An 8,299-nucleotide genomic window follows, 5' to 3' on the forward strand; every position below is an offset into this window, starting at 1 on the left:
ATATTTCCAATCATAACATGTTTATTGACATATGTCAATATCATATTCCAATAACCCTCCCATATCACATCACCCACAGGTCTGGCACAGGCACCCCGGATTCAAGCGAAAAAACTGGCCAAGGAGATCGAAAAGAAGGGATTTCAAGCCCTCTCGTGGAAAGTAAAACCAACTCCTCAACTTTAGCACCGGTAACCGTGATAAACCAATCAAACGCCTGGTTAACCTGCACCTTAGCAGTGGTTAAGTGACGCAAAGCATCCACCACCACATACCCTGTTGGCCCACCTTGAAAATGGTTACGCCATTCATCCGCGAATCCCAGTTCAGCATATTGTCTCTTTTGCCATTCAAAAATCTCTGAAAAAGGTAAACCTGGCACCAACCGCTCCAGTAATTGTGCTTCTAGAGTTGCTACTGCCTGATAGGCGCGCCTAACCTCGTGAGTTGGTTTTCCGAAATACACACTGCGTGAAACATTGGCATGTAAACCCCACCGCCTAGCCGCGGGATGCAGAAGAACATAACGCTCAATTTTTTTGGTTGTAGGAAGTGGATGGCGATAACGGAATATCCGCTCATCGCTCCCTACTATAAGCACATCCAGTTCAATTCCTCGCCCGATGCACGCCATGTGAAGATCCTGCGCTACTTCCTCCTCGCTTTGACCCGGACGCAGCGACTGGGCGACCTCACATAGTATGTTCCCCACTTGTTGCCCCAACCACCGGCAACGCGATAGTTCTAACTCCGTTAGAGGATCGTGCAAGAGAGATAAATCTCGGTTTACGTCAACCGCACCTTCACAAGGTGTATCGGCAGCCCATCTTTCACCAATAAGATCTCTGGCAGCAAGCCGAGGGTCCCCGTGATACCAATGTAGACTCATCAATTCGTACTCTTGACCCGGTATCTGCTCCTCAATAAGGCGCAGCGCATCCATAGAATGCGCCACAAGATAACATTTCTCAGGGGTTATCACTAAATGCCCTACACCAATTTCGCTGTTCTTCAAAACGTGGTTATCTCCCCCACAAGTGATCCAAGCAAAATGATCCCGACGCGAGATGATCACACCATCTAAGCCACGCTCTCTTAGCCAGGTCTGAACCCGTTCGCGCTTTATCGCCGCGTCACGGATCACCCGCGGATCGTTTTGGGAGAAAACCACCTCATCCTTCATGTTTCTCTCCGTTCAATCGCCGCAACAAGGGAATAAGCGTAGGATAAATTTCCTTATAGAGGGAATAACGGCGTGCGTGCAGAGCATGGCGTTCAGGTTCAGGGATATACCGGGCGGTCAACTGAAGTGCGTGTTCGGCAACTTCAGCCAGGTTGGAGAAAATGCCCGCTCCTTTACCTGCCAACATGGCTGCTCCCCATGAAGCTGCTTCGGTGATCCTGGGCACGACGACAGGAACACCGGTTACATCGGCTTTTAGTTCCAACCACCGTTTTGAACGCGCACCACCACCAATGGCCCGTAATTCCTTGATGGTCACCCCACCCTCGCGGAGAATTTCCAGATTCAAGTTAAGTTCGTAGGTTAGACCTTCCAGGATGGCCAGTGCAACATCCTTTCGCGTGGTGGCAAAAGTGAGCCCTAATACAACGCCCTTTGAGGTTGTGTCCATCCATGGCGTGCCACTACCCGCAAAGTGAGGTAACAAGAGCAAAGATGAGGGCGATTCGGGCAAATCTCCAAAAATTAGGTCATAAGCATCCAGGCCCTGCTCATCAGCTGCCTCTTTCAAATCAAGGCAGAAGGTGTCACGGTACCAACGTAAGAGCAATCCACCACTGTGATTTAGGGTCATCGCAAGATAAAGACCGGGTAGCGGATGTACATAGCAGGAGATGTTAGCACGCGCTAGCGCTTCGCCAAGAGCAGGCTTTGCCAAAGCCACTTCGACTACTTCCGCGGTACCGCTGGAGACCATTGAGAGCCCTGGCCTTACTAACCCCACTCCTAATGCTCCACACGCCTGATCATGTCCTCCGCTGACGACCACAGGTCGATTCGACAATCCCCAAGCGTCCGCCAGATCAGAACGCAAGGAAGCGATAGGGGTTCCGGAATCGGTAAGAGGCGAGAGACGCTTGGGCTCTAGATCAATGGCGGATAAAATCTCCTCTGACCATACCCCTTGTTCCAAGTCATAGAGTTGGGTGCGAGATGCCAGACATCGGCTAATCCCCACCTGCCCAGTCAATCGGTAAACCATGAAGTCCTCATAGAGCACAAAACGGTGCGCTTCCCGCCAGATGTGGGGTTCATGTTCTTTTATCCAAAGGAGTTTGGGAAGGGTATTGATGGTATGAATGGGCATTCCAGTGCGACAAAATAGTTCATGGCGACCAAAGCGAGATTCAATCCACCGATTCTGCGCCTCCGTGCGGGTATCCATGCCCAGGATTGCCGGGCGAAGCAACTGTCCCTCTTTATCTAGGGGCATCACAGCCTCACCCTGAACCGAGAGGCCAATCGCGCTTATGTCCCCGTGCGCCTTGGTCTTATGGATGACCTCCATAATGCACTCTTGCGCTAGCGACCAAACCCGATCTGCATCCTGCTCGGCCCATCCCGGTTTGGGGTAGAGAATCTCATATTCCCGACGCGCACTGCCGACAAGTTCACCGCTATCGCCGAATAGGACCGCTTTGCAACCCGTCGTGCCGATGTCCAAACCCAACAAAAGCATCTTCAACTACCCCTCGTGGACGTAAACATCCCATCCAAAGTACGTCTCGAACGCCTCAGCAAGCGTAGCAGCTACATGCGAGCCATTCATAGCCACGTGATGCTCAAACCCATTCTTGCAGATGTATTGGAGCAGTTTTTGAAGATTAGGAACATGAACCACCGCCCGGCTACCAAAGGTATCCAATGGATCATCGGTTAACGCCCCTTCGCCCACATAGGCGCGAATCATTCCGTTGAAATCATCCGTAGTAATCCGGGCAAAGGTCACCGGGCCAGCAGGCACCCGCCCTGCAACCGCCCCATACGTGTTTTCTTCACCCAGCATGGTTCCCAATATTTCGGCGGTTTTAATCTCGATATCGGGCAAGAAAGACTTCGCCCAATTACCACAATGGAAGAAAACACAGCGGTCAGGATCATCCCCGTAGTTGTTATTCCAATCCACCAAGGCACTTGGCCGTCCCGAAGCCAGTTGCAGCGCATACATCGAGAGGACGCCGGTGATGTCCGCCTCACATGCACTGGGCATCAATTTTTCACTCATCATGCTCATCAATGTACACACATTGACGCCGTAATTGCGCTGTACCGAATTCCAGCATTGGATGGCTGTAGCCTGTAAATCATTTTCTACCATCCAATCTGAGATCACGATTCCTAATTTCGCCATTCGCACCAGTGATCCTCCCGGAACACCCTCAGCCTTGGCATATGAACGAATCTCCTCCAATTTGGCCACCACTTGCGGATCGTTATCCGCCAATTTATTGGCCGCAGCAAATATTTCCGATAAATCAATCGTAGAGACACTGATCCCATAAGCCTGGAGCAGTTTTTCACTAAAACGCACGGTGTTAAAGGCGTTAGGACGCGCCCCCACCATTCCCAGACGTGCGTTCCGCAATCCCTTCACAACGCGACATATCCCAACGAAACGGCGTAGATCTTCCTTAAAGCTCTCGCTCAGCGGGTGCACTGTGTGTAAGCGCGTCAGCGAAAACGGAAAACCGTATTGGCGCAAGTTGTTGCATACGGAGATTTTGCCGCAAAAGGCATCGCGCCGTCGTTCAAGGGTGAATTGGGTTAAATCATCGGGATAAGCCTGAACCAAGACGGGAACCTGGAGACCAGAAAGCTTAATGGTCTCGGCAATCCCTTTCTCGTCTCCAAAGTTGGGCAAAGTTACCAAAATGCCGTCAATACGGTCGCGGTGTTTACGAAACAGATCCGCGCACGCCTTGGCATGGGCATATGTCTCGACCGAACCAAATTTGGTCTCGCTTTCATCCAAAATGACGGCTTCGAGGTCAAGTTCGCTGAATAAAGAGAGAATATCGCGACGCGCTTCGGTGACAAGACGATCAGGGAAGAAATCCCGGTTCCCAACGATAACGCCAAGTGTTGCTCGACTCATCTTTTCCTCCTCAAGCGAATTACTCAATAGGCTCGTTTGCCAATTGGTCAATGGCTTGCATTAGCTCGTTTTCTGAAATCCGTTTTTCAAACCACATATCTTGTAACTGCCGCAGGCGATAAATCATGGTGGGCTTGATGTCCACATCTTGGCAAGTGATTGGTTGATCTTTGGGGATAGGGCGTAAAACCCGCGCCCCTTTGGCTAACCCAATCGGCAAAAGACACTCCGATTTGGCCCGTTCGTAAGTATCAATGAGGCTGTAGAACGTGGTACCTCCAATGCCATCCAGAACATCACCGGGGGAGAGATTGCGCTTAGCCACTGCAAACACCTCTGAAACCAACTGATCCATTGGCGTCATATTGGATTGACGCCGAAGGGTGAGCAGTGCACAGGTCAACGGCACTTCAATACTGCACAGGTGATATGGACGGAACAGCGTGTAATAAGGGCCGTCTCCCATATCACGCAGGACCAGGGCTTCGCGCAAACGTGGATGATCCGTGCGTACAATGACAAACACTCCTGGCGCAATCGGCCCAACCCCGTAATCCACCACACCGATTTTTTCCAACACCCCCCCATCTTCCTTGAGTGCAAACACCCGATTGAGGGTATCGCGGGTTGCATGAGGGCCATGCATCCCGCGCACGTCGGGCAACAACCCCGTGGCATTAGAAACCGCCGCCATTTCGATCATGGTCTTGCTACCGTCAATGAACTCCACCAACATATGGGGATTCAATCCGCGACGCGCCGCTTCTTGAACGATAGCGGGATCGGTTGGTGTGGCATGACGGTCAAGGGGATTGTTTTTGCCCTTACCCGCGGCAACAATTGTGAAACCCAGAGCACGTGCGAAATCGTAGATCTCCTTGCATGCCGCTGGCTCATCTCCAGCGGCCAAAGCATACAAAACGCCTTTTTGGCGCGCGTACCAATTTAGAATCGGCCCAACCGTTATATCCGTTTCTACGTTCATCATAGCAATGTCATGACCACGACGAGCCGCACGCAATGCAGCGCCCGCACCCACCTCTGGTACTCCGGTAGCTTCCAACACGACATCAATTTGTTCCATGTCGGTTACCACCCGATAATCACGTGTGACGGCGTGTTTCCCAGCACGTACTGCAGCATCGGCTTCAGCGGGGGTGCGAACGTCAACCACCTCGCCTGGTACACGGCCAATTCGATAAGCCTCTCTGGCTCTTTGGAGGTCAATATCGGCAGCGATAACCACATCAACACCTTTCATCATAGTGGTTTGCGCTACCACATCGGTACCCATTTGACCGGCACCGATCAAACCGATGCGAACCTTTTTACCTTTGGCAGCCAAGTCTTCGAGGTCTTTGTAGAGTCCGATCATGGAATTGCTCCTGGATTAAAAAGTGATGATCACCTTCAACGCTTCTCCACTGGCAGCGACGCGAAAGGCTTCGTTGATGCTTTCAAGAGAGAACATATGGGTGATGAGCTCTTTCCAAGGGATAATCCCCCGATTGATAAACTCCAACGCCTGTTGATGAAAGGTCGAGTGGTAAGAAAACGCACCCATCACCTGAATCTCGCCATAGTGAATGAGGTTGGCATTTAGCACGGTATTCGGGCGTTCTTTCGGCAGCCCGCCAAAAAATACAACCCGTCCCCTTTTTCGCACCGCTTCAACTGCTTGGGTCTGGGTCTCCGCAATGGGGTTTGCGCAAATCACCACATCTACCCCACGCCCATCGGTCATTTCGCGTGCCCAGGCAACCACGTCCTGATGGGAAGGGTCTATGATTCCATCCGGGTGAAAAATTTCCGCCCGTTGCCGCCGTCCGGCATGGGGTTCTGAAACCAGAACCCGCGCCCCCCTGGCTTTGGCCACAACGATGTGAAGACAGCCAATCGGCCCCGCACCCATAACCAGCACCGTGTCACCCAACGTGGTGCCTGCATGAGCATGTGCAGCCAAGACCGAACTCATAGGTTCGGCCAGCGCCGCTTGAGGGAAATCGAGATTGGAAGGCACAAAATGAACAATCCCGTTTCTGAGGATTTCATCAGTCAGCACCATGTATTCGGCGAATCCCCCATGATAACCCGGCGTGATGCCAATCAAATGGAGGTGGTCGCACAGGTTATACAGACCATGCTCACAGTAATAACATTTTCCACAATGGACGTCCGGAGCAACTGCCAAACGGTCACCAACCTCAAAGTCGGTAATACGTGGTCCCACGGCAACGACCTCGCCCGCAATCTCGTGCCCCGGGATGAGGGACGGGCTGGTAGTTTGAGGCCCTTCGCGCCATCGTCTCAAATCCGAGCCGCAAATACCGCACGCCTTCACTTTCAGAATGACACCGTCTTCAGGACAGTCAGGTGAAGGAACTTCACGCAATTCAAATGTCATCACATCGGTTAGAAATGCCGCTTTCATGGTACCTCTAGGAAAGTAAAATGCCTTGCTCACTAAGTTTTTTGCCTACCGCGCCACCGGGATGGGTCTTACCGAACTCCTCCTTGGTATAGCCACGTGCCTGTAACAAAACAACACACAACGCATCACCCCAGGCTGCGTTGACCAACGAACTTCCCGTCGCAATCATCCCATAAGGATCAACATCGGGAGGGGCTTGTACTTGAACAACAATGTCGCTCAACTTTCCCAACGTTGAAGCGGGGTTTTCAGTCAAGGCAATCACCTTAGCCCCACGTTGCCGTGCAATTTTCACCAAATGGTTAATTTCTGACGTTTCACCTCCTTTCGAGATAACCAACAGCACATCTTTGTTGGTCACAGCGCCACCACCCCCGTGTTGAGCATCGCCGGGATGAATAAACAGAGCCGGTGTTCCACAACAAGAAAGCAAATGAGCCAAGCGATAAGCAACTGCATGGGAGGTACCAGCGCCTGCTACCAGCACATGGCCTTCACATGCGAGTAACGTCTGCACAGCCCTTATAAAACTTTGATCAAGTTGAGGTGACAGAGAGGCTACTGCCTCCGCTTCGCGTCGTATCACCTCTTGTGCTATTTCAATCAGAGCATCATCAGATAGGTTATTCGAACCGGTCATTTCGTTAATCACCTCACCAATTGAGATGCCGTCACATGGTCGGTTATCAGCACGTTAATCAACCTCCCTCGAAGCGCACCCCGAATTACATCTATCTTTTGAGGGCCACCCGCTACACCAATGACGCGCTTAATTTTGCGCAGTTGCTCCAAAGTAATTCCGATAACCCGTTGATCCACCTCTGAGATAATCGGCTGCCCCCAGGCATCAAAGAAGCGCAAAGCAATATCACCAACCGCCCCCTTTTTCAGAAGATCGTCCAGCATATCCCAGGAAAGGATGGAACCATCCCGCATGATCACCGAATCGGGAGTAGGGGCACCAATCCCAACGTAAGCCACATTTATCTGTGAAAACAAGTCAAACGCATGCCTAACATGACTATCCGATAAAATAGCTTCTTTTACTTCTACGTGGTCAACAATTCCAGGCGCGGGAAGTAGGGTCAGGCGACATTGAAGAAGTTGAGCCAAGCGCCGGCATAAATCTGTAGCGTGGACTTCCGATTCGGGTGGTCCGAGCCCTCCAATAATCTGAACCACATGGGCGCCTGGCGTGGGTCGAGGTTGCAGGGCTGCTACCATGTAATTCAGCGTAGTGCCCCATGAAATTCCAATCACATCGTTGTCCTGCAACGTGCGCAACAGGTAATTTGCCGCGGCTATCCCCAATTCGCGTGAGACCAATGACTGCGATTGAGGATCGCGCGTCTCAACCACTATCGCCTCACTCAAGTGATACCGATTTTCCAGTTCTGCTTCAAGATCGGGGAACAACCCTGGGGGGAAGATGACAGTAATTTTTACAATTCCTCTCTCGCGTGCCCGTTGAAGTAGCCGCGACACCTTGGAGCGCGAGAGTTGCAGGCGCTCCATGATCTCATCTTGGGTCAGGTTCTCTTCGTAGTAGAGTTTACTGACCTTGGTGAGCAGGCGAAGGTCTTCTTCTTGTTTAGGCCGGGGCATAAGGGAGAACCATAAATGAAAAATTTTTCATTAATAAAAATTTTCTCATTTTCTACCACTATTATAGCAAGAAAATCGGGGAAGTCAAGATCATTGTTGAGATTGAAGTTCGGACATGAGTTAGGACACCCAAATAAAAAGGAGC

At 51.4% G+C, this 8,299-nt stretch carries 7 protein-coding genes; all 7 read right to left on the bottom strand.

What is annotated here, in order from left to right:
* Window positions 1-64: 64 nt before the first annotated feature.
* From AC01YT_RS13155 to AC01YT_RS13185, 7 genes are read right to left on the bottom strand one after another with little or no spacing between them, the layout of a single operon-like run.
* Entirely contained in the window at window positions 65-1,183 is a 1,119-nt protein-coding gene (locus tag AC01YT_RS13155) for a M24 family metallopeptidase (protein WP_424913619.1), read from the bottom strand.
* On the bottom strand, window positions 1,173-2,702 hold the full coding sequence (locus AC01YT_RS13160) for an FGGY-family carbohydrate kinase (RefSeq protein ID WP_476676142.1): 1,530 nt from the start codon (window positions 2,700-2,702) through the stop codon (window positions 1,173-1,175). The genes AC01YT_RS13155 and AC01YT_RS13160 overlap by 11 nt, the downstream gene beginning before the upstream one ends.
* Before the next feature lie 6 nt (window positions 2,703-2,708).
* The gene (locus AC01YT_RS13165) at window positions 2,709-4,118 is read right to left on the bottom strand and encodes an L-fucose/L-arabinose isomerase family protein (protein WP_424913712.1); all 1,410 of its coding nucleotides are present in this window, start codon (window positions 4,116-4,118) and stop codon (window positions 2,709-2,711) included.
* A gap of 19 nt (window positions 4,119-4,137) precedes the next feature.
* Window positions 4,138-5,493 (bottom strand): NAD(P)H-dependent oxidoreductase, encoded by a 1,356-nt coding sequence (locus tag AC01YT_RS13170; RefSeq protein ID WP_476676137.1) that lies wholly within the window; start codon window positions 5,491-5,493, stop codon window positions 4,138-4,140.
* A 15-nt stretch (window positions 5,494-5,508) separates the two neighbouring features.
* The gene (locus AC01YT_RS13175; protein ID WP_424913710.1) at window positions 5,509-6,549 is read right to left on the bottom strand and encodes an alcohol dehydrogenase catalytic domain-containing protein; all 1,041 of its coding nucleotides are present in this window, start codon (window positions 6,547-6,549) and stop codon (window positions 5,509-5,511) included.
* Between the two features lie 7 nt (window positions 6,550-6,556).
* Complete coding sequence (locus AC01YT_RS13180) at window positions 6,557-7,189, bottom strand: KpsF/GutQ family sugar-phosphate isomerase (protein ID WP_424913709.1); 633 nt, start codon at window positions 7,187-7,189, stop codon at window positions 6,557-6,559.
* 8 nt (window positions 7,190-7,197) lie between these two features.
* Entirely contained in the window at window positions 7,198-8,154 is a 957-nt protein-coding gene (locus AC01YT_RS13185; protein ID WP_476676140.1) for a sugar-binding transcriptional regulator, read from the bottom strand.
* Between the last annotated feature and the right edge of the window lie 145 nt (window positions 8,155-8,299).

The organism is Thermanaerothrix sp., from assembly GCF_056331585.1.

Coding starts and splice junctions, on each gene's coding strand:
- AC01YT_RS13170 (WP_476676137.1), bottom strand. CDS start 5,493: ATGATCGGACTCTACAAAGACCTCGAAGACTTGGCTGCCAAAGGTAAA.
- AC01YT_RS13155 (WP_424913619.1), bottom strand. CDS start 1,183: ATGAAGGATGAGGTGGTTTTCTCCCAAAACGATCCGCGGGTGATCCGT.
- AC01YT_RS13175 (WP_424913710.1), bottom strand. CDS start 6,549: ATGAAAGCGGCATTTCTAACCGATGTGATGACATTTGAATTGCGTGAA.
- AC01YT_RS13180 (WP_424913709.1), bottom strand. CDS start 7,189: ATGACCGGTTCGAATAACCTATCTGATGATGCTCTGATTGAAATAGCA.
- AC01YT_RS13185 (WP_476676140.1), bottom strand. CDS start 8,154: ATGCCCCGGCCTAAACAAGAAGAAGACCTTCGCCTGCTCACCAAGGTC.
- AC01YT_RS13165 (WP_424913712.1), bottom strand. CDS start 4,118: ATGAGTCGAGCAACACTTGGCGTTATCGTTGGGAACCGGGATTTCTTC.
- AC01YT_RS13160 (WP_476676142.1), bottom strand. CDS start 2,702: ATGCTTTTGTTGGGTTTGGACATCGGCACGACGGGTTGCAAAGCGGTC.